The organism is Micromonospora sp. NPDC047738 (genome assembly GCF_040642675.1).
Taxonomy (GTDB): domain Bacteria; phylum Actinomycetota; class Actinomycetes; order Mycobacteriales; family Micromonosporaceae; genus Micromonospora.
The window spans coordinates 43,739-63,549 of the sequence record NZ_JBEYSO010000011.1 but is presented as its reverse complement, the minus strand read 5'-3'; the positions used below and the strand labels follow the sequence as shown (position 1 = coordinate 63,549).

The following is a 19,811-nucleotide window of genomic DNA, read 5'->3' as shown; positions in this document are numbered from 1 at the left end:
CGGGGAGGAACGTGCGGCCGCCCCGACGGCCCGCACCCGGACGCAGCGGTCAGGCGAACAGGGCGCTCACCGACTCGCCGTTGTGGATCCGCCGCATCGCCTCGGCCAGGGCCGGCGCCACCGAGAGCACCGCCAGCTTCGGCACCCGCTTCTCCGCCGGGATCGGCACGGTGTTGGTGCAGACGATCTCCAGCACTCCGTCCTGCTCGCTCAGCCGGTCGAGCGCCCCGCTGGAGAAGAGACCGTGGGTGCAGGCCAGCCGGATCGAGCGGACGTTCCGCTCGCGCAGGTGGGCCATCAACTCGATCACCGTGCTGCCCTTGGCGATCTCGTCGTCCAGCACGATGACGTCCCGGTCCGCCACGTCGCCGATCACCGTACTGATCTTGACCCGGTCGTCGCTGAACCGCTGCTTCGCGCCGGCCGCGACCGGGGTGCCGAGCATCCGGGCGAACGCCGCCGCCTCCTTGGCGTTGCCAGGTCCGGCGAGACCACCACGGCGTTGCTCAGGTCGTGGCCCCGGAAGTGGGCGGCCAGTTCGCGCAGCGCGTGCAGGTGATCCACCGGGACGCTGAAGAAGCCGTGCACCTGCGGCGAGTGCAGGGTCATCGCCAGCACCCGGTCCGCGCCGGCCGAGGTGAGCAGGTCGGCGACCAGCCGCCCGCCGATGGAGATGCGCGGGGCGTCCTTCTTGTCCGACCGGGCGTACGCGTAGTGCGGCAGCACCACGGTGATCCGGCCGGCCGACGCGCCCCGGGCCGCATCGGTCATGAGCAACAACTCGACCAGGTGCTCCTGCACCGGCGGCACCAGCGGCTGGATCAGGAAGACGTCCCGTTCCCGGCAGTTCGCCTGCAACTGCACCTCGAGGCAGTCGTTGGCGAATCGGGACACCCGCACCGGATGCAGCGGGACGCCCAGGTGGGCGCAGATCTCGGCGGCGAGCTCGGGGTGGGCGGTCCCACTGAACACGGCAATGTCACGCACGACTGCCGATCGTACGGGCTGGCCGGCTCAGGGTCGGCGATCCGATGGGCCGGCGGTGCAGCCGGCAGACGAGCGCATCAACCTTCCGGGTCAGCTCCAGGTGTTGCCGGTCAGCCGCTCGTACACCTCGACATAGCGGGCCCGGGTCGCCTCGACCACCTCGGCCGGCACCTCCGGCGCCGGCGGCTGCCGGTCCCAGCCGCTCTCGGTGGCCCAGTCCCGGACGTACTGCTTGTCGTAGGAGAACTGGGCACGGCCCGGCTGGTAGGACTCGGCCGGCCAGAACCGGGACGAGTCGGAGGTGAGCACCTCGTCGGCGAGGAGCAGGGTGCCGTCCGGCGTCCAGCCCAGCTCGATCTTGGTGTCCGCGATCAGCACGCCCTGCTCGGCGGCGATCTCCGCGCCACGCCGGTAGACGTCGATGGTGATCTGCCGCAGCCGCTCGGCGGTCTCCGCGCCGACCTTGTCGACCACCTGCGCGTACGTGATCGGCTCGTCGTGCTCGCCCTTCGGGGCCTTGGTCGACGGGGTGAAGATCGGCTCGGGCAGGATGGACGCCTCCACCAGTCCCCGGGGCAGCTCCACCCCGGAGACCGCACCGGTGCGCTGATACTCGGCGAAGCCCCCGCCGGTGAGGTAGCCGCGGGCCACGCACTCGACCGGGACCATGTCCAGCCGGCGGCAGCGGATCGCCCGGCCGGCGAACTCCTCGGGCACGTCGGTGGCGGAGATCACGTGGTTCGGCACCAGATCGGCGAGCTGCTCGAACCACCACAGCGACAGGGCCGTGAGCAGGCGACCCTTGTCCGGGATCGGGGTCGGCAGCGGCACGTCGTAGATCGAGATGCGGTCGGAGGCGACCAGGATCAGGTCGTCGCCGTCGGCGTAGACATCCCGGACCTTGCCCGAGTGCAGAAGTTCCACGGCGCCTAGTACACCACGCGCCGGATTCCCCGCCCGGCGCGGCCACCGGCCACCCCGCCGGTACGGCGTACGGCCCCGGCGTTGACACTCCCGCGTGGGGCCTGTGTAAATGATCCGTCCGCAGCAGCCGCCCGTCCCCCAGGGAGAACCCGTGCGCGCTCCGCAGTCCGTACCCCGCCGCGGCGTCGACCGGCGGCGGCTCCTCGGCGCGCTGGCGGGGGTGCCGCTGCTCGCCGGCGGGCTGGTCGGCTGCGGCCCGGAGGAGCAGCACCCGGTCGACGACGGGCCGGTCGAGCTGTCGGTCTTCTGGTGGGGTGGGACCGCGCGGACCGAGGCCACCGAGCGGGCGCTACGGCTCTACTCGGCCCGGCATCCGAAGGTGCAGTTCCGGGGCACCTGGCAGGGTCTCACCGGCTACTACGACCGGCTGGCCACCCAGGCCACCGGGGGAAACGTGCCCGACCTGTTCCAGATCGACGACACCGTGCTCACCGAGTACGCCCGGCGGGAGATCGTCCTCGACCTCAGCGGGTACGTCGCGGAGCGGCGGCTCGACCTGCGCGGCCTGCCGGAGAACCTGGCCCGGTACGGGCAGGTGGACGGCGACACCGTGGCCGTCCCCGCCGCGCAGACCTACGCCGCGCTGGTCTACAACCGCGACCTGCTGCGCCGCCTGGGGTTGCCCGAGCCGCGTCTCGGCATGCCGTGGCCGGAGTACGTGCAGTGGGCCGCCCGGCTCACCCGCGCCTCGGGCAACCGGGTGGCGGGCACCACCGATCCCTCCGGCGACTACCGGGCCCTCTGGCTCTGGCTGCGTGGCCGGGGCGGCGAGCTCTACCAGGGACGGCAGCTCGGCTTCGACTCCGGCGAGCTGCTCCGCTGGTTCGAGTTCTGGGAGGTGGCGCGCAACTCCCGCGCCACCGCGGGCACCGCGTTGACCGAGCTGGCGGACACCGGCGACCTCGACCGGCAGCTCGTGGTGACCGGGCAGGCGGCCGCCTCCTTCGCCTGGGCACACGAGTTCCCGGAGCTCCAGAGCCGCACCCGCGACGAGCTGGGCCTCACCAGTTTCCCCGGCAGCCCGGCCGCGCAGTGGCCCCGGGCGTCGATGTACTGGGCCGCGTTCCGGGGCACCCGGCACCCGGCGGTGGTGGCCGACGTGATCAACTTCCTGACCACCGACACGGAGGCGGGCCGCATCCTCGGCACCGAACGCGGGCTGAACCCGAGCGTCCCGGTCCGGCAGTCGGTCGTGGACGGACTGACCGACCCGGCCGCGAAGCAGTTGGCGAGCCTCGGCGTCGACCTGGACAGCGTCACCGGACCGGCGCCGGCGCCGCCACCCCGGGGTCACGCGCGGGTGCGTACCCTGCTCGTCGCCGCGGCGGGGAGCATCCGCGGCAAGCGGTCCGGGGCCCGGGCCGCGACCTCCCGGTTCATGGCGCAGGCGAACGCGGCGCTGGCCGGGTGACCGCCCGGCCCGGGCCGCGTGACGCGCGCCCCCAAGGCACGGCGGGCCGAGCAAGCGGGCCGGGGGCGTGCGGCCGGCGGTCAGCGCGGCGGGCGGTTCCGCCGGCCGCGCGTCAGCAACAGCACCAGCAGCACGATCCCGCCGACCACCACGAGGCAGCAGAGCAGCCCGAGAAAGCCGAAGCCGCCCCGGGACCGCCGCCGGGCGGCCTCCACCACGAGCTCGCCGGTACCCGTCGACGCCCAGGCCGCGACCGGTACGAACACCGCGAGCACGACCCCACCGAGGACCGCGCCCAGCCGGCCCCACCACCTGTTCCAAGCAGACATGCCCCCATCCTCGCCCAGCAGCGCAACCGGGCAGGACGGCGGGGCCGAGAACGACGAAAGGCCCCGGAGCGGACTCCGGGGCCTTTCGTGACGAGTAGCGGGGACAGGATTTGAACCTGCGACCTCTGGGTTATGAGCCCAGCGAGCTACCGAGCTGCTCCACCCCGCGTCGGCTCGTACAGCCTATCGCATCCCCGCCGTGGAGATCAGCCCGGTCCCCGATCGCGGCGTTTCGCCCGTTGACGGCAGAAGTTTCGCCCGGCGGCAGAAGTTTCGCCCGTTGGGCGGCAGAAAGAGAACGGCCCCGAGGATCGGATCCTCGGGGCCGTTCTGGCGTGGTAGCGGGGACAGGATTTGAACCTGCGACCTCTGGGTTATGAGCCCAGCGAGCTACCGAGCTGCTCCACCCCGCGTCGGTCCGTAAACCGTAGCGCACCGACCCCAGGAGGCGCAAAACGGGGTCAGCCCAGCCACCTCCGGACCGCCTCGGTCGCCCGGCGGCTGTCTGCCTCGAACTGCGGCCGATCCGTCGACGTGCCCTCCCAGCCCTGCTCCCAGAGCACGGTGACCACGTCGCCGATCCGTACCGCCCGGACCAGGTGCACCTCGTCGCCGCCGGTCGGGTCGCCGTTGACGTCCCGGTACGGCGTACGGGTCTCGAACAGCACCGACTCGTCGCCGTACCCGGTGCCGGCGAGCAGCCGCTGGGTGACGGTCCCGCCCGGCGCGTCCGGGAGCGGCTGCTCAGGGCAGTCCCGGACCGCCTGCCGCAGCTCGCGCAGCGCGTCGTCGGCCCGGCCGGCCCGGTAGACCGTGACGCTCTGCCGGTAGCTGCCGTCCGGCACCGCTTCGGCCGGCGCCCCCGCGAGCTTGAACGCCAGCGTCCGCGCCCGGCGGGTGGCGATCTGCGCCTCGCCGGGCGTTGCGCCGCAGAGGTCCGGCAGCACCGGGCCGGGGACGAACTGACTGCCCGTGCCGGCGTCGTTGGCGGCCGGCAGGGTGAAGAAGGCCCGGCCCGGGATGCTGGTCGGGGTGGTGGCCGGAGGTCGGGCACTGGTCGTCGGGGCTGCGGGCGTACCGGACGGGGTGGGCGCGCTCTGACTCGGCGACGGCGGGCCGGAGCTGGCCGGCGTCGACGGCCCGGGGGTGGGGGTGGCGGCGGGTGGCCCGGGCGGGGTGTCCGGCCCGGCGGCGAGCACGAGCTGCGCGCCGACGGCCGTGCCGGCGACCAGCACGGCGACGGCCAACGCGCCCAGCGTGGCCTGGTAGCGCGCCCGGCGATCGGCCCGGCGGCGCACCTGGTCCGGGTCCGGCAGCGCCCGCGGGTCGGAGTCGGCGGCCAGCGCCCGGTAGAGGCGGGTCAGTTCACGCGACATCGTCGACCTCCAGCTCCGCGGTGGTGAGGCCGGGCAGCAGCTCGGCGAGGCGGGCCCGGCCGCGGGACAGCCAGGACTTCACCGTGCCGACGGGGACCCCCGCCTCCCCGGCGATCTCCGCCACCGACATGTCGAACAGGTAGTGCAGCGCGAGGGCCTGCCGGTGCCGGACCGGCAGCTGCCGGAGTGCGCCGACCAGCAGCACGCTGTCCTCCCCCGGAGGCCCGACGTCGTCCGGCGGGCCGGTCCGGCTGGCCGCCAGCCGCCAGCCGCGCAGGCGGCGCCACCGGTCGGTGGCCAGCCGGCTGATCACCAACCGCAGCCAGGCCTCGGGGGCCGGATGGGCGGCCAGCGTCGTCCACTGCCGCCAGGCCCGGGCGTACGCCTCCTGCACGAGGTCCTGGGCCTCGCCGGGATCGTGCGCCACGGCGTAGCCGTACCGCAGCGCCCGTGCCGACGTGCTCCGGTAGAAGTCGTCGAAACCGTTCGTGTCCCTCATCTGGAGATCCCGCCTCCCCTCGGTCCACCTGCATTGATGACGGGCGAAGCGGGTGCCGGGTTGCGAGCGTTCCGTCCGGTATGCGACAAAGCCCGTGGCCGGAGACCACTAGGGATCTCCAGACCACGGGCTCGCTGGTCGGGCCGGCGTCAGCCGTTCGCTGACGGTGAGGACGAGGGTGCGGCCGGCGGCGACGCGGACGGGCTGCCGCTGGCCGACGGGGCGGGCGACGGGTTGGCCGCCACCTGCGCCTCCTGGAACGCCGTCATCGCCTCGTCCAGCGCCTTCAGGGCCCGCCCGTACCGCTCGAAGTCGCCGGACGCCTGGGCGGCCTTGACCTCGGCGATGGCGCTCTGCACCTTGCCGGCGGCCTCGGCCAGCGCGCCGGTGAGCACCGGCGGGCTGGTGCCGCCACCCGTCGGCGGGTTGCCGCCGGTGCTGGGCGGCGTGGCCCCGGGCGCCCGTTTGCCCTGCTCGACGAGCTGCTTGATGCCGTCCGTGAGGTTGTTCGCCAGCACCACGTACGAGCCGCCGTCGCCGTACGAGAGCAGCACCTTCTGCAGGAGCGGGTACGCGTCCTGGTTGCTGCTCTTCACATAGACCGGCTCGACGTAGAGCATGCCGTCGGCGAAGGGCAGCGAGAGCAGGTTGCCGTACTGCACCTGCGCCTGGTTGGAGGAGAGCAGGTTGAGCTGCTGCCGAATGTCGCCGTTGTTGCTCATCTGCTGGTGCACCTGGACCGGCCCGGAGATCCGGGTCTGGTCCGGCAGCTCCAGCATCTCCAGCCTCGGCTGGCCGTCGACGTACGACCCGGAGATCAGCGCGGCCAGGTTCTGCCGGCCGTTCGGGGTGACCGCGGAGGTGAGCTGGAACCGCGGCGCCTCCTGCCCCGGGAACTGGGTGAACAGGTAGTACGGCGGCTGCTTCTGCCCACTGTCCGGCGCGTCCGGCACGTTCGGCACCTGCCAGAAGTCCTGCCCGGAATAGAAGTCGCCCGGATCGGTGACGTGGAACTTGGTGAGCAGGTTCCGCTGCACCTTGAACAGGTCCGCCGGGTAGCGGAAGTGCTCGGCCAACTCCGCCGGGATGTCGCCCTTCGGCAGCACCAGCTCGCCGCCGAACGCCTTGTTCCACGCCTTGAGCACCGGGTCGGTCTCGTCGAACGCGTAGAGCTTGACCGTGCCGTCGTACGCGTCGACGGTCGCCTTGACCGAGTTGCGGATGTAGTTGACGTTCTCCCGGGCGAGCTGGAACGTGCCCCGGCCGGTCAGCTCGTCCGCCGTCTCGGCCTGCAGGTTGACCCGCTCCGCGTACGGGTAGGTCGCGGCCGTGGTGTAGCCGTCCACGATCCACAGGACCCGGCCGTTCACCACCGCCGGGTACGGGTCGCCGTCCAGGGTGAGGAACGGCGCGACCTTCTCCACCCGGTCCCGCGGGTTGCGGACGTAGAGCAGCTTGGAGTCCTGGTTCACCGCCTCGGAGAGGAGGAAGTTCGACTCCTGCTCCTTGATCGCGTAGAGCAGCCGGCGGGTGAACGAGCCGATCTTGACGCCGCCCTCGCCGGTGTAGGTGTAGTACTGCTCGCCCCCGCTCGAGGTCGGGCGGTCGAACTCGACGTTGCGCTCCCCGGTCTGCCCGACGATGGCGTAGTCGTCCGCCTTCATCCGCTCGCCGTAGTAGATCCGCGGCTGCTTGGCCTGGATCTGCTCGGTCGCGGACGCACAGCCCTGGGCCTCCTTGCCGGAGTCACCGAGGAAGCCGGAGACGAAGTACGGCTGGCCGCCGCAGACCACCTGGTTGGCCGGGGCGGCCACCAGTCCGTAGCCGTGGGTGTAGACGGTGTGCCGGTTGATCCAGTTGCTCTGCTGCGGGGTCAGCTCGTCATAGTTGATCTCTCGGACGCCGACCACGTAGTCCGAGGTCTTGCCGTCCACGGCGTACCGGTCGATGTCCAGCTTCGGGCCGAAGTCGTAGAAGCCACGCACCTGCTGCAGCTGGGTGTACGTCTCGGAGACCAGTTGCGGGTCGAGCAGCCGGGCGTTCCCCACCACCGAGGTGTCGGTGGCCAGGCTGGGTGGCGGGGTGAGGTTGCTCGCCGCGTACCCGGCGGACTTGGTCCCGGTCAGCCCGTACGCGGCCCGGGTCGCCTCGATGCTGCGCTCGATGTAGGGCGCCTCCTTGTCCCGGGCGCTCGGCTTCACCTCGAAGGTCTGCACCGCCCACGGGTAGATGCCGCCGATCGCCACCGCCGAGACGCCGAGCAGGGCGAGCGAGATGCCGGGCCAGACCAGGTTCCGCATCACCGCGTTGGAGAACACGATGATCGCGATGGCCACCACGACCGAGATGTAGGCCAGGATCTCCTTCGCCGGGAGCAGCGCGTTCACGTCGGCGTAGCCGGCGCCGTAGAGCTTGGCGCCCTCGTTGTACTCCAGCAGCATCGCCCGCCGGTCCAGCACGTACGCGACCGCCTTGAGCAGGACGAAGACCGCGACCAGCGTGCTCAGGTGGGCGCGCGCGCCATTGGTCATCCGGTCGCCGATGCCCTGCAGCCGCACCCCGCCGAAGACGTAGTGCATGGCCAGGGCACCGAGCAGGGCGAGCACCACCGCGGTGAAGCCGACGCCGAGCAGGTAGCGCCAGAACGGCAGCTGGAAGACGTAGAAGCCGATGTCGACGCCGAACTCCGGGTCCTTGACGCCGAAGCTCCCGCCGTTGCGGAACAGCAGCCACTGGCTCCACCGGCTCTGCGCGGACAGCCCGGCGAAGAGCCCGATGACGGCGGAGACCAGCGCGATCCAGGTGCCGAGCCGGGGGCTCAGCAGCATCCGGTACCGCTCCAGGGTGGCCTGCTCGGCGGAGTGCGGGCGCAGCTGGGGCCGCAGCCGGTATCCCAGCCAGAGGTTGCCGGCGACGATCAGCGCCATGCCGAGCCCGATCACCAGGAAGAGCAGCAGCCGGGTGCCGAGCACCCCGGTGAAGATCTGGGTGTAGCGGACCTCCTCGAACCAGAGCCAGTCCGTCCAGGCGTTGACTCCCCACCCGAGCAGGGTGAAGAGCACGAACACCCCGATCAGGACCCCGATGGTGGCGCGTCCGCGCCGGCTCATCCTCGGCAGGGGACTGCTACGCATGACCACTGTTGGCTCCGCACGCTCGATGTGATCGGCTCCGACCAGGCACCCAGAGTACGGGGTGTTCCTGAATACGTCGGGTCAAGGTCACGCCACGATCCCCGCGCGGGCCGCCGGAGCCGGGTCAGCAGCGGGTCGGCTGCCCTCCAGCGCGGAGCGTCTCCAGCGCCTTCAGCGCGTCGTCGAGCGACGCCACCCGGAGCAGCGGCAGGTCGGGCTGCGGGTTGCGGACCGCCTCCGCGCAGTTGTCGGCGGGCACCAGGAAGACCTTCGCACCGGCCTCCTTGGCGCCGACCAGCTTCTGCGCGATGCCGCCGATCGGACCGACCCGGCCCTCGTCGTCGATGGTGCCGGTGCCGGCGATGATCTTCCCGCCGGTCAGGTCCGCCGGCTCCAGCTTGTCCACGATGCCCAGGGCGAACATCAGCCCGGCGCTCGGGCCGCCGATGTCCGCGAGGTCGATCTTGAGGGTGAACGGGTGCGGCTGCTGCTGGTCGATCTCGATGCCGATCCGCGGCCGGCCGTCCTGCTCCCGGCTGGTCACCGCGGCGGTGGCGGTCACCCCGTCGCGAACGTACCCGATCTTCAGCGCGCTGCCGGCCGGCTTGGCCCGGATCAGCTCGGTGAGCTTGGCCGCGCTGGTCACCTGCTGGCCGTCGACCGAGGTGAGCACGTCGCCGGGCCGGAGCACGCCGACCGACGGCCCACCGGCCGTGACCCCCTTCACCAGCACCTCGATCGGGTAGCCCAGCTTGCGCAGGGCCGCCGTCTCGGCGCTGGTCTGCGAGTTCTGGAAGTCCTCCACGTTGCGCTTCTCGATCTCCTGCTGCGACTCGCCCGGCGGATAGACCAGCTCGCGCGGCACCACCGCCTCGTCCCTGGAGAACCAGCCGGCCAACGCCGAACGGAGCCGGACGGTGGGCTGCACCCCGACCGTGGTGAGCCGCAACTGCCCGGCGGAGGTGGACGTCGGCCGCCCGGTGACCTGGATGATCTCCTTGCCGTCCTCGGCGCCGAGGGTGTTGACCGTCGGGCCGGGACCGAGCACCACGTACGGGATGGGCACGCTCAGCACCCCGACGCTGAGCAGGGCGGTGAGCAGTGCACCGAGGAGTACGGTCACGCCGCGACGTCTCATGCGGCAGAGCGTACCGATCCGGGCGCGGGCGTCCGGCGCAGCGACCAACGGACTTCGCCCTCAGCGCAACGCCAGCGGGCGCGACCTGCGGCAAGGCACGCGTACCGTAGACCTCGTGCCTGATATTCCGTTCGGATTCGCGCTCCCGGGTGGGCAACCACCAGACCCCAACGATCCCGCGCAGATGCAGCAGTTCATGGCGCAGTTGCAGCACCTGCTGTCGGCGCCGGGCAGCGGACCGGTCAACTGGGACCTCGCCCGGCAGGTGGCCGCGAGCCAGCTCGCCGCCACCGGCGACCCGGCGGTCTCGCCGTTCGAACGCAACGCGGTGGAGGAGGCGCTGCGCATCGCCGACCTCTGGCTGGAGCCGGCCACCTCGTGGCCCTCCGGCATCCGGGCGTCGGTCGCCTGGAACCGCAACGAGTGGATCTACAAGACCCTGGACGTCTGGCGCAAGCTCTGCGACCCGGTGGCCAGCCGGATGGTCGGCGCGATGGGTGACCTGGTGCCGCCGGAGGCGCGGGCCCAGCTGGGCCCGATGCAGTCGATGGTCGCCACGCTGGGTGGCGCGCTCTTCGGCGGCCAGCTCGGCCAGGCGCTCGGCTCGCTCGCCGCTGAGGTGCTCTCCGCCGGCGACATCGGCCTGCCGCTCGGCCCGGCCGGCACCGCCGCGCTCATCCCGGCCAACATCCGGGCGTACGGCGAGGGCCTGGAGCTGCCCGAGGACGAGGTACGCCTCTACGTCGCCCTGCGCGAGGCCGCCCACCAGCGGCTCTTCCAGCACGTGCCGTGGCTGCGCGGGCACGTGCTCACCGCGGTGGAGAACTACGCCGCGGGCATCCGGGTCAACCGGGAGGCCATCGAGGAGGCGATGGGTCGGGTCGACCCGACCGACCCGGAGTCGATGCAGGCGATTGCCCTGGAGGGCATCTTCACCCCGGAGGACACTCCGGCGCAGAAGGCGTCCCTGGCCCGGCTGGAGACCGTGCTCGCCCTGGTCGAGGGCTGGGTGTGCCACGTGGTCGACACCGCCGCCGGCGAGCGGCTGCCCAACGTCGTACGCCTCGGCGAGGCGTTCCGCCGGCGCCGGGCCGCGGGCGGGCCGGCCGAGCAGACCTTCGCCGCCCTGGTCGGCCTGGAGCTGCGCCCCCGCCGGCTGCGCGAGGCCACCGTGCTCTGGGCGGCGCTCACCGAGCAGCGGGGCATCGCCGGCCGGGACGCGGTCTGGGGTCACCCCGACCTGCTCCCCTCCGACGACGACTTCGCCAACCCGGAGGCGTTCGCCGCGACCAGCAGCGACCTGGACGAGGAGTTGGCCAGCTTCGACTTCACCGCCCCTGGCGCTCCCGAGGAGCAGCCCCCTGCCGAGGGCGACGACAAGTCCTCCTGACCGCACACCGCCAAGATCCGCACAACTTCACCGAAGTTGTGCGGATCTTGCTCGTCCGGGGGGTCAGCCGGGCTGGCCGGAGAGCAGGGCGCGGGTGGCCTCCCAGCCCTCAAAGGCCGGGTCGAGGCTGGCCAGGTCGGCCGGGCCGCGCAGCCGGCGCCAGCCGGCGGTGACGGCCACGTCCCCCGGGCGCGGGGCGGCGGCGCGCACCTCGGCCGGCGCGGCCGTCGCCAGGTCGACCGCCGGCAGCCATGCCGGTACGGGCAGCCGGGCGGCCACGCCGAGCAGGCCGGGGCCGCTCCCCTCCACCGGGGCCACGGCCACCGGCCGGCTGGAGAGGGGCCGCAGCAGCTTGCCGAGGGTGAGCCCGGGCACGTCGGGCGCGTCGGCGGCCACCACGGCCGCCTGGTCGTACCCGGCGCCGGCCCGCCCGGCATCGGCGGCGGTGGGCCGGTCGGTGCCGGCCAGCGCGGCGAACACCGCGTTGACGGTGGGTTCCGGCACCTCGTGGACGGCGGTGCCGGGCCACACCACGGCGTCGGCCAGCCACCGGTCCGCGGGCGTCACAGCCACCGCGGTCTCCACCTCGTTGAGGGTGGCGAGCAGGTCCACCACGTCCTCGGCGAGCGCCGTACGCCAGCGGGTCGGGTCGATCCCTGGCGGCGTCCAGCCCACCGGCGCGAGCAACGCCACCACCACACGTCGAGCCACGCTCCGACCCTAGCCCTCCGCCCGAGCCGCGGCGGGCCCGGCCAGCGCCCGGTCGAGCGGGTCACGACGCGACGAGCGCGCTTCGGCCCGCGCGGTCGCGCCGGCCGCGGCTCGGAGCCACCGCACTCCAGGTCGCCGGGCGGGAGGCCGACCGCGGGTGCGCTCGCCGGGGCGACCTCGGGAATCAGTCGGTGAGGGGGACGCCGGCGGTGGCGGCCACGCCCTCCAGGTAGCCCCGGGCCCGCTCGGTCTTCGGGTACCGCCCCACCAGGGCCCAGAAATCGGCGTTGTGACTGGGCACGATCAGGTGCGCCAGCTCGTGCAGCAGCACGTAGTCGATCACCCAGTCGGGCATGTCCTGGATCCGGTGGGAGATCCGGATGGTGCGGTCGGCGGGGGTGCAGGAGCCCCAGCGGCCGTTCTGGTTGGTGACCCAGCGGACGCTGGCCGGTGCCGCCGCGGCACCGTGCTCGGGCAGGTAGAGGTTGATCAGCCGGGTGGCCCGGGCGAGCAGCTCGGCGTCGGAGCGGGCGAGCCGGCCCTCGCGCGCGGCGAGCCGGGCCAGCATCCGGTCGACCCACTCGCTCTCCTCGGCGCGGGAGAACTGATCGGGGATGAGCACCACGACCCGTTCGCCGTCCCGGTACGCGGACACCGTACGTCGCCGGCGCTGACTGCGCCGTACCTCGACGACGGGCTTCCGCGTCCCGGCCATTACCGGTCCGCGCAGCCTCGGATGACTGTCACGACAGCAAGCTAATGCGTACTGACCAGGGGTCCGCAAGAGTCAACACGACGACACGCGTCCGGAAAATGGTGGTTGGTCGGCAGGAGTCCCAAAAAAAATCTTTGCGGCAGCCCGACAAGGGTCCTCGGTCACCCTTCGTGGCGACCCGGGCCGGGCCACGCCCGTCACCTGCCCGCCCCCGCACACGTTAAGTGATCTACGGACGGGCGTCGCGCGGGGGCGGCCCCAAGGGTGATCTGAGGGCATTCGCCCGGCGTGTCCCTGCGGAACTGACTTATCGGACGTGACTCGGCATGCACACTCTCGACGTCGACTAGCTCACAGTGTCGATGCTGAGCTGACATGGAACCGCCCAGACCTGGGTAGGGTCCGCCAACCAGCGGTCATGAGCGTGGCCGCAGAGAACGACCCAGCGCCGGTGCCCCGCGTGGCCCGCCGCCGGGGAACCCGCCGGGACGGCGTGTCCGGCGGACGAGACGAGGAGGGGCTACCGTGGCCGACCAGGCCCAGACCTACAACGGTTACTGCGTCAAGTGCAAGGAGAAGCGGGACTTCGAGGGGCGTATCGAGGTCTCCAAGACCGGCATGAACATGGCCAAGGGCAAGTGCCCGGTGTGCGGCACAACAGTGAACCGCATCCTGGGCAAGGCCAAGGTCTGACCGGTACGGATCAACGCGGGGAGGGGTGGCCGGCCGGCCACGCCTCCCCGCGTCCGTTCGGCCCCTACTGTCGGCTGCGTGACACCGGTTACCGCCCGGTTGTGGAAAAGCCGGCTTTTTCTGTGGACAGCCCTGGCCACAGCCCGGCGCACCTGTGGACAACGATCGACGGAACGCGCGGACACGGTCACGATTCGTGGCATGGCCGATCCGACGCCCCTCGCCCGCCCGACCCTCCTGCCGGGGCTGGCCCGCCTCTGGCGGGACCGGCACACCCTCCAGCTCGGGGTCGAGCCCGGCCGGGCCGTCCTGCTGGAGGTGGCGAACCCCCGCGCCGCCCGCCTGCTCGACCTGCTGGACGGCACCCGGAGCGAACGTGCCGTCCTCGCGTACGCGGCCACCGCGCGGGTCGCGCCGGACGAGGCGCGCGTCCTGCTCGACACGCTCCGGGCCGCCGGTCTCGTCGTAGCGGCGCAGAGCCTGCTCCCCCGGGACCTTGCCGGTCCGGCCCGGGCCCGGCTCGCCAGCGAGGCCGACGCCCTGGCGCTGGCCACGTCCGCACTGCCCGGCACCCCGGCCCAGGTGCTGCGCCGCCGCCGGGCGGCGCGCGTGCTGGTCACCGGCGCCGGCCGGCTCGGCGCCGCGATCGCAGTCGCGCTGGCGCAGGCCGGCGTCGGGCACGTCGTACCCGAGTTGCCCGGCCCGGTCCGTCCGGGCGATCTGGTCGGGACGGGCCTGGCCGCCGCGGAGGTGGGCCGACCGCTGGCCGCGACGGTCCGCGCGGCGCTGGGCCGGTCCGCCCCGGGGCACGGAGACCGGGCCGCTCCGCCGGGGCCGCGTCGACCTGGTGGTCCAGCTCGGCACGGACCGGCCGGCGTCCGTGCTGGCCACCGGGTACGCTCAGCGCCGCCAGCCCCACCTCCTGGTCGATCTGCGCGGCGGGGTGCCGGTGGTCGGCCCGCTGGTGCGCCCGCCGGCGGGTCCCTGCCTGAACTGCCTCGACCTGCACCGGGTGGACCGCGACCCGGACTGGCCCACGCTCGCCGCCCAGCTCGCCGCCGACGGCACCGAACGGGCCTGCGCCGCCACCACCCGGCTCGCGGCGGTGGCGTACGCGGCCGCGGAGGCGCTGGCCCACCTCGACGGCGGCACCCCGGAGACCCTCGGCTGCGCCGTCGAGATCGCCGGAGCCGGCCGGTTCCGCCGCCGCCAGTGGCCGCCGCACCCGTCCTGCGGCTGTTCCGGGCGTCGCCCAATCCGGGTCAGCCCCACCGGTACCGGCTTCGTAGCAGCAGCAGGCCCGTCGAGTCGGTAACAATGACCGGGTGACCGACATCCCGCGCCGGGCCGTGTCCCGGACCGCCAAGCTCGCCGCCCTGCCACTCGGCTTCGCCGGCCGGACCGTCCTCGGCATGGGCAAGCGAGTCACCGGGCTCGCGTCCGAGGTCATCTCCGCCGAGATCCAGCAACGCACCGCCGAGCAGCTGTTCAGCGTGCTCGGGCAGCTCAAGGGCGGGGCGATGAAGTTCGGCCAGGCCCTGTCGGTCTTCGAGGCGGCGCTGCCGGAGGAGATCGCCGGCCCCTACCGGCAGGCGCTCACAAAGCTCCAGGAGGCCGCCCCGCCGCTCCCCGCGGCCACCGTGCACAAGGTGCTCGCCGAGCAGCTCGGCCCGGGCTGGCGGGAGCGGTTCGTGGAATTCAACGACACCCCGGCCGCCGCGGCCAGCATCGGCCAGGTGCACCGCGCGGTCTGGCGGGACCCGGGATACGGCCCGAACGGCGCCCCGAACCACCGGGACGTGGCCGTGAAGATCCAGTACCCGGGCGCCGGCGACGCCCTGCTCGCCGACCTGAAGCAGCTCTCCCGGCTGGGCGGCATGTTCCGCGCGATCCAGCCGGGGCTGGACGTCAAGCCGCTCCTGGTCGAGCTGCGGGAGCGGATCACCGAGGAGCTGGACTACGAGCTGGAGGCCGAGTCGCAGCGCGCCTTCGCCGCGGCGTACGCCGACGATCCGGACATCTACATCCCCGGGGTGCTGGACGCCTCACCCCGGGTGCTGATCACCGAGTGGATCGAGGGCACGCCACTGGCGGCGATCATCCGGGAGGGCACCGAGGAGCAGCGCGACGAGGCGGGGCGGCTGATGGCCGAGCTGCACCTGTCCGCGCCGATGCGGGCCGGGCTGCTGCACGCCGACCCGCACCCGGGCAACTTCCGGCTGCTCCCGGACGGCCGGCTCGGCGTGATCGACTTCGGCGCGGTGGCCCGGATGCCGGACGGCACCCCCGAGCCGATCGGCCGGATCGCCGCGCTGGCGCTGCGCGGCGACGCCGAGGCGGTGGTGGCCGGGCTGCGGAAGGAGGGCTTCGTCAGCCCGACCGAGCCGATCGACGCCGAGGAGGTGCTCGACTTCCTCCGCCCGATGCTGGAGCCGATCGCCGCCGAGGAGTTCCGGTTCACCCGGGCCTGGCTGCGGTCCGAGGCGGCCCGCCTGGCCAACCCCCGCTCGCCGGCCTACCAGCTCAGTCGCCAGCTCAACCTGCCCCCGTCGTACCTGATGATCCACCGGGTCACGCTGGGCTCGATCGGGGTGCTCTGCCAGTTGGAGGCGAAGGCGCCCTACCGGGCGATCCTGGAGCGCTGGCTGCCCGGCTTCGCCCCGGTGGGCTGAGCGCGGCGGCCGCCCGCAGGCGCGGCCCCGCCTGTGCCACCTCGGTGGGCCGAGCGCGGCGGCCGTCCACAGGCACGCCACGGGGGCGGCGGCCATCCGGCCGCCGCCCCCGTGCAGGTGGGTAGGGATCTAGAGAACGCCCAGGTCACGAGCCGACTGGCGCCGGCTCTTCATCGCGACGGTACGGGCGGAACGGGCTGCCTCAGTGCTCGTGGTGGTGCGACCGGCCTGAGGCCGGGGCATTCGAGCCCGGGACAACGCTTCGTGAAGTAGTTGCATCTCGGTTCCGTTCGGCAGGTGCAGCATCGGTTTCGTCTTTCTCGCGGCCGGTGGGCTCACCGGCGGGACGTATGGAACGGGGTGTGTCAGGCCGCCAGCCGGACCGCGTTACGCGACTCGGACAGCCCACTGGCCGCCAGTCGCGCCTCGGCCTCGACCCGGAGCTGCGCGTCGCGGGCGAGGTCCTCCTTGCGCGGACGGCCACGGGGCCGCTTACGCGGGACGACCGCGCCACGCTCGAAGATCTCGCCGCCCCAGACGCCCCAGGGCTCGGCCCGCTCCACCGCACCGGCCAGGCACTCGACGCGCAGCGGGCAGTCCCCGCAGAGCGACTTGGCCAGCTCGAGCTCGGTGGGCGAGTCGGAGAACCACAGGTCGGGGTCGAACTTCCGGCAGGGCAGGTTCGCCTCCACCTCGACGCTCACGTCGAGCGGGGCCAACGCCAGACTCATCCTCCGGTCACCTCTCTCTCACTTCGATCTCGTGGATCGCATTTCCGACGTACTTCGGCGGTGCAAAAACACTGAGGCCGCGGATCCCTTGTGCGGGTTCCGCGGCCTCGAGGTGAGCCGGTGGTCTGATGGATCAGACCGGTCTACCTCGAGGTGGAACACCGCGGACATCCGTGCGCTTCTTGGCGCCATCGATGCCCATGCCCGTGAAGCCACTGGTCCCCTCGATCCCCGCCAGCGGCGCAACGGTCAGGTTCAGCTCGGCCTGAACCTGGACCTGGTGCACCTGCGGGACCGACGGTCGAGCGGCAAGGGCCACCCGGACAGCCGACAGCGGAGCGCAGGCAACTGGCATCGCCAGCGGACGCTCGTAGATGTAGGTCTCCATTGATGCCACCTCCCTGACTTTCCTCGTGCCGACTATGGACTCGCCCCCCGTGAGCAGCCGGAATGGCGCCGCTCGCGAGGTGTGTCCTGAGGCTATTCCTCGCCTCGGGGCGAGGGCAAACGATTTACGGCTAGATTTCGAAACTTTTCTGCGGGCAGACATCGTCCACCGCCGCGCCCCCCACCAGGGCCAGCACCGTATCGCCGTAAAGTCCCAGTTTGCGGGGGCCGATCCCGGCGATCGCGATCAGTTCCTCGCTGCGTCCCGGCCTCCGCTCGGCCAGCGCGGTGAGCGTGGCGTCGGTGAAGACGACGTACGCCGGCACCTTCTGCGCCTCGGCCACCCGCTGCCGCCACTCGCGCAGCCGCTCGTACAGTTCCTGGTCGAGGTCGGACGGGCAGGTGGGGCAGCGGCCCAGCTTGCGGTCCGCCCCGGCGAGCAGGGTGGCACCGCAGATCCGGCAGGAGACCACCTGGGCGCGCCGCCGCTCGGTGCGCCGGGCCGCGCCGGCGCCGGCCCGCTCGGTGCCCCCCGAGCGGTCGAGCTGCGGCAGGAACCGGCAGGGCCGCCGGGCCCGACCGCCCGGCGAGCGAGCCGCGGCGTACGACAACCAGAGCCACTCCCGGGCCCGGGTGATCCCGACGTAGAGCAGCCGCCGCTCCTCCTCGACCTGCTCCGGGGTCTTCGCGTACGTGGTGGGGAGGGTGCCCTCGGCGAGCCCGACCAGGAAGACCGCGTCCCACTCCAGCCCCTTGGCGGAGTGCAGGGAGGCGAGCGTCACCCCCTCCACGGTGGGTACGTGCTGCTGGGCCGACCGTCGGGCCAGTTCCTCGGTGAAATCGGCCAGGGTCACCGGGCGCTCGATGGCGGCGGCCTCGCCGACCGGCACCACCTCGGGGGTCGCCGCGTACTCTTCGGCGAGCTGGACCAGGGCGGCGAGCGCCTCCCACCGCTCACGCGCGGCACCGCCGGCCGGGGGTGCGTCGGGCGCCCAGCCCACCGCGGCGAGCCCTTCCATCACGGCCGCCGGCAGCGGGGTCTCCCCCGGGATCGACCGGGTGGCGGCGCGCAGCGCCACCATCGCCTGCCGGACCTCGGGCCGCTCGAAGAACCGCTCGGCCCCCTGCACCACGTACGGCACCTGCGCCTCGGTGAGCGCCTTCTCGTACGCCTCGGACTGCGCGTTGGTGCGGAACAGCACCGCGATCTCCCGGGCCGGAGTGCCGCCGGCGATCAGCGCCCGGCAGCGGGCGGCGACCGCGTTGGCCTCGGCCGGCTCGTCCGTGAAGATCCGCAAGTCGGGTTCGGGGCCCGGCGGGCGCTGGCCGTGCAGTTCCAGCCGCAGCCGGGCCTCGGTGCCCCGGGCTTGCGAGATCACCGCGTTGGCCAGCCCGACTACCTGCGGAGTGGAACGGTAGTCGCGGACCAGCCGGACCACCGTGGCGGTCCGGTGGAGGCGCGGGAAGTCGACCAGGTACGACGAGGTCGCCCCGGTGAACGAGTAGATGGTCTGGCTGGCGTCGCCGACCACGGTGAGGTCGTCCCGGCCGCCGAGCCACGCCTCGAGCAGCCGTTGCTGGAGCGGGTTCACGTCCTGGTACTCGTCGACGACGAAGTGCCGGTACTGGCCGCGGACCTGCTCGGCGACGTCGGCGTGCTCCTCGATCCCCCAGACGGCGGCGCGCAGCAGGTCCTCGAAGTCGATCACCCCGGTGCCGCGCTTGAGCCGCTCGTACGCGGCGAAGACCTCGGCCACCTTCGCCGGCTCGTACGCGGTCTCGCGCAGCGCCTTGGCCGCGGCCACCACGTACTCGCCCGGCTCGACCAGCGACGACTTGGCCCACTCGATCTCGCCGGCGAGGTCGCGGGCGGCGGTCCGGTCGGCGCGCAGGCCGACCTTGGCGGCGGCCAGGGTGACCACCCGGACCTTGCTCTCCATCAGCTCCGGCATGGCGCGCCCCTCGAGCAGCCGGGGGGCGAAGTAGCGGACCTGGCGCAGGGCCGCCGCGTGGAAGGTGCGTGCCTGGACGCCCGGCACCCCGAGGACGGCGAGACGGCTGCGCATCTCGGCGGCGGCGCGGGCGGTGAAGGTGACCGCCAGCACGTGCCGGGCGGCGATGTCACCGGTGAGCGCGCGGTGCGCGATCCGGGAGGTCACTGCGCGGGTCTTGCCGGTGCCTGCGCCGGCCAGGATGCAGACCGGGCCGGCCGGGGCGGTCACCGCGGCCCGCTGCTCCGGATCCAGCCCGGCCAGCACCCGTTCCGCCGTTGAGTGAACCGCCACAGCCAGGAATCATCTCAGCCCCCGGCGATGTTGCAGCGATTAGCCTGGCCTGACTGGACCGGGCGCGCCACCCCTTGGAGGAGTTGACCATGTTGACGATGTATTCCACCCCGTGGTGCGGCTACTGCCACCGGCTGAAGTCGCAGCTCGACCGGGAGGGCATCGCGTACGAGGTGGTCGACATCGAGCAGGACGCGAAGGCCGCCGAGTTCGTGATGGGCGTCAACGGCGGCAACCAGACCGTCCCGACCCTGCGCTTCGCCGACGGCAGCGCGCTCACCAACCCCTCCATCACCCAGGTCAAGCAGCACCTCGCCACCATCTCCGCCTGACCCACCCGCCCGGAAAGAGCGGCCGCCCACCCGGGCC

16 protein-coding genes, 2 tRNA genes and 2 pseudogenes are annotated in these 19,811 nt (G+C 72.9%); 6 read left to right on the top strand and 14 right to left on the bottom strand.

Features of this window, described 5'->3' with window-relative positions; genetic code table 11:
- Nucleotides 1-49: 49 nt before the first annotated feature.
- Nucleotides 50-987: pseudogene (locus ABZ783_RS19245) on the bottom strand (ribose-phosphate pyrophosphokinase).
- A gap of 90 nt (nt 988-1,077) precedes the next feature.
- Nucleotides 1,078-1,911: a phosphoribosylaminoimidazolesuccinocarboxamide synthase gene (locus tag ABZ783_RS19240; protein WP_357439861.1), complete on the bottom strand. Its 834-nt coding sequence runs from the start codon at nt 1,909-1,911 to the stop codon at nt 1,078-1,080.
- Nucleotides 1,912-2,062: 151 nt separating this feature from the next.
- Here ABZ783_RS19240 and ABZ783_RS19235 point away from each other — a divergent pair, with 151 nt between their 5' ends.
- On the top strand, nt 2,063-3,382 hold the full coding sequence (locus ABZ783_RS19235) for an ABC transporter substrate-binding protein (RefSeq protein WP_357439859.1): 1,320 nt from the start codon (nt 2,063-2,065) through the stop codon (nt 3,380-3,382).
- Nucleotides 3,383-3,462: 80 nt separating this feature from the next.
- Here the strand turns inward: ABZ783_RS19235 and ABZ783_RS19230 are convergent, their stop codons facing one another.
- The 7 genes from ABZ783_RS19230 to ABZ783_RS19200 all read right to left on the bottom strand — a co-directional run bounded on the left by ABZ783_RS19230 (nt 3,463) and on the right by ABZ783_RS19200 (nt 9,858).
- The gene (locus tag ABZ783_RS19230) at nt 3,463-3,711 is read right to left on the bottom strand and encodes a hypothetical protein (RefSeq protein ID WP_357439856.1); all 249 of its coding nucleotides are present in this window, start codon (nt 3,709-3,711) and stop codon (nt 3,463-3,465) included.
- A gap of 95 nt (nt 3,712-3,806) precedes the next feature.
- Nucleotides 3,807-3,880: transfer RNA gene (locus tag ABZ783_RS19225), tRNA-Met, on the bottom strand.
- Between the two features lie 167 nt (nt 3,881-4,047).
- A tRNA-Met gene (locus tag ABZ783_RS19220) sits at nt 4,048-4,124 on the bottom strand.
- A 48-nt stretch (nt 4,125-4,172) separates the two neighbouring features.
- Nucleotides 4,173-5,087 carry a hypothetical protein gene (locus tag ABZ783_RS19215; RefSeq protein ID WP_357439854.1) on the bottom strand — a complete coding sequence of 305 codons (915 nt, stop codon included), beginning with the start codon at nt 5,085-5,087 and terminating at the stop codon, nt 4,173-4,175.
- Nucleotides 5,077-5,586, bottom strand: coding sequence for a SigE family RNA polymerase sigma factor (locus ABZ783_RS19210; protein WP_357439852.1), 510 nt, complete (start codon nt 5,584-5,586; stop codon nt 5,077-5,079). The genes ABZ783_RS19215 and ABZ783_RS19210 overlap by 11 nt, the downstream gene beginning before the upstream one ends.
- Nucleotides 5,587-5,735: 149 nt before the next feature.
- Nucleotides 5,736-8,720, bottom strand: coding sequence for a UPF0182 family protein (locus tag ABZ783_RS19205; RefSeq protein ID WP_357439849.1), 2,985 nt, complete (start codon nt 8,718-8,720; stop codon nt 5,736-5,738).
- A 124-nt stretch (nt 8,721-8,844) separates the two neighbouring features.
- Nucleotides 8,845-9,858 carry a PDZ domain-containing protein gene (locus ABZ783_RS19200; RefSeq protein WP_357439846.1) on the bottom strand — a complete coding sequence of 338 codons (1,014 nt, stop codon included), beginning with the start codon at nt 9,856-9,858 and terminating at the stop codon, nt 8,845-8,847.
- A gap of 184 nt (nt 9,859-10,042) precedes the next feature.
- On the opposite strand from ABZ783_RS19200, the gene ABZ783_RS19195 reads away from it, so the two are divergent.
- Complete coding sequence (locus ABZ783_RS19195) at nt 10,043-11,248, top strand: zinc-dependent metalloprotease (RefSeq protein WP_357440173.1); 1,206 nt, start codon at nt 10,043-10,045, stop codon at nt 11,246-11,248.
- A gap of 63 nt (nt 11,249-11,311) precedes the next feature.
- Here the strand turns inward: ABZ783_RS19195 and ABZ783_RS19190 are convergent, their stop codons facing one another.
- On the bottom strand, nt 11,312-11,959 hold the full coding sequence (locus ABZ783_RS19190) for a hypothetical protein (protein WP_357439844.1): 648 nt from the start codon (nt 11,957-11,959) through the stop codon (nt 11,312-11,314).
- Between the two features lie 184 nt (nt 11,960-12,143).
- A complete protein-coding gene (locus ABZ783_RS19185; protein WP_357439841.1) occupies nt 12,144-12,674 on the bottom strand; it encodes a M48 family metallopeptidase in 531 nt (176 codons plus the stop codon).
- Between the two features lie 525 nt (nt 12,675-13,199).
- Between ABZ783_RS19185 and ABZ783_RS19180 the strand changes: the two genes are divergently transcribed.
- The 3 genes and pseudogenes from ABZ783_RS19180 to ABZ783_RS19170 all read left to right on the top strand — a co-directional run bounded on the left by ABZ783_RS19180 (nt 13,200) and on the right by ABZ783_RS19170 (nt 16,039).
- Complete coding sequence (locus tag ABZ783_RS19180) at nt 13,200-13,367, top strand: DUF5679 domain-containing protein (RefSeq protein ID WP_165945332.1); 168 nt, start codon at nt 13,200-13,202, stop codon at nt 13,365-13,367.
- Between the two features lie 201 nt (nt 13,368-13,568).
- A pseudogene (locus tag ABZ783_RS19175) lies at nt 13,569-14,682 on the top strand (TOMM precursor leader peptide-binding protein).
- A 10-nt stretch (nt 14,683-14,692) separates the two neighbouring features.
- The gene (locus ABZ783_RS19170) at nt 14,693-16,039 is read left to right on the top strand and encodes an AarF/ABC1/UbiB kinase family protein (protein ID WP_357439839.1); all 1,347 of its coding nucleotides are present in this window, start codon (nt 14,693-14,695) and stop codon (nt 16,037-16,039) included.
- A 365-nt stretch (nt 16,040-16,404) separates the two neighbouring features.
- On the opposite strand, the gene ABZ783_RS19165 is transcribed toward ABZ783_RS19170, so the two are convergent.
- The 3 genes from ABZ783_RS19165 to ABZ783_RS19155 all read right to left on the bottom strand — a co-directional run bounded on the left by ABZ783_RS19165 (nt 16,405) and on the right by ABZ783_RS19155 (nt 19,442).
- The gene (locus ABZ783_RS19165; protein WP_089005380.1) at nt 16,405-16,770 is read right to left on the bottom strand and encodes a WhiB family transcriptional regulator; all 366 of its coding nucleotides are present in this window, start codon (nt 16,768-16,770) and stop codon (nt 16,405-16,407) included.
- Nucleotides 16,771-16,903: 133 nt separating this feature from the next.
- Complete coding sequence (locus ABZ783_RS19160) at nt 16,904-17,158, bottom strand: hypothetical protein (protein ID WP_357439837.1); 255 nt, start codon at nt 17,156-17,158, stop codon at nt 16,904-16,906.
- A 130-nt stretch (nt 17,159-17,288) separates the two neighbouring features.
- The gene (locus ABZ783_RS19155; protein ID WP_357439835.1) at nt 17,289-19,442 is read right to left on the bottom strand and encodes an ATP-dependent DNA helicase UvrD2; all 2,154 of its coding nucleotides are present in this window, start codon (nt 19,440-19,442) and stop codon (nt 17,289-17,291) included.
- An 89-nt stretch (nt 19,443-19,531) separates the two neighbouring features.
- Here ABZ783_RS19155 and ABZ783_RS19150 point away from each other — a divergent pair, with 89 nt between their 5' ends.
- On the top strand, nt 19,532-19,774 hold the full coding sequence (locus tag ABZ783_RS19150; protein ID WP_357439833.1) for a mycoredoxin: 243 nt from the start codon (nt 19,532-19,534) through the stop codon (nt 19,772-19,774).
- Nucleotides 19,775-19,811 lie beyond the last annotated feature (37 nt).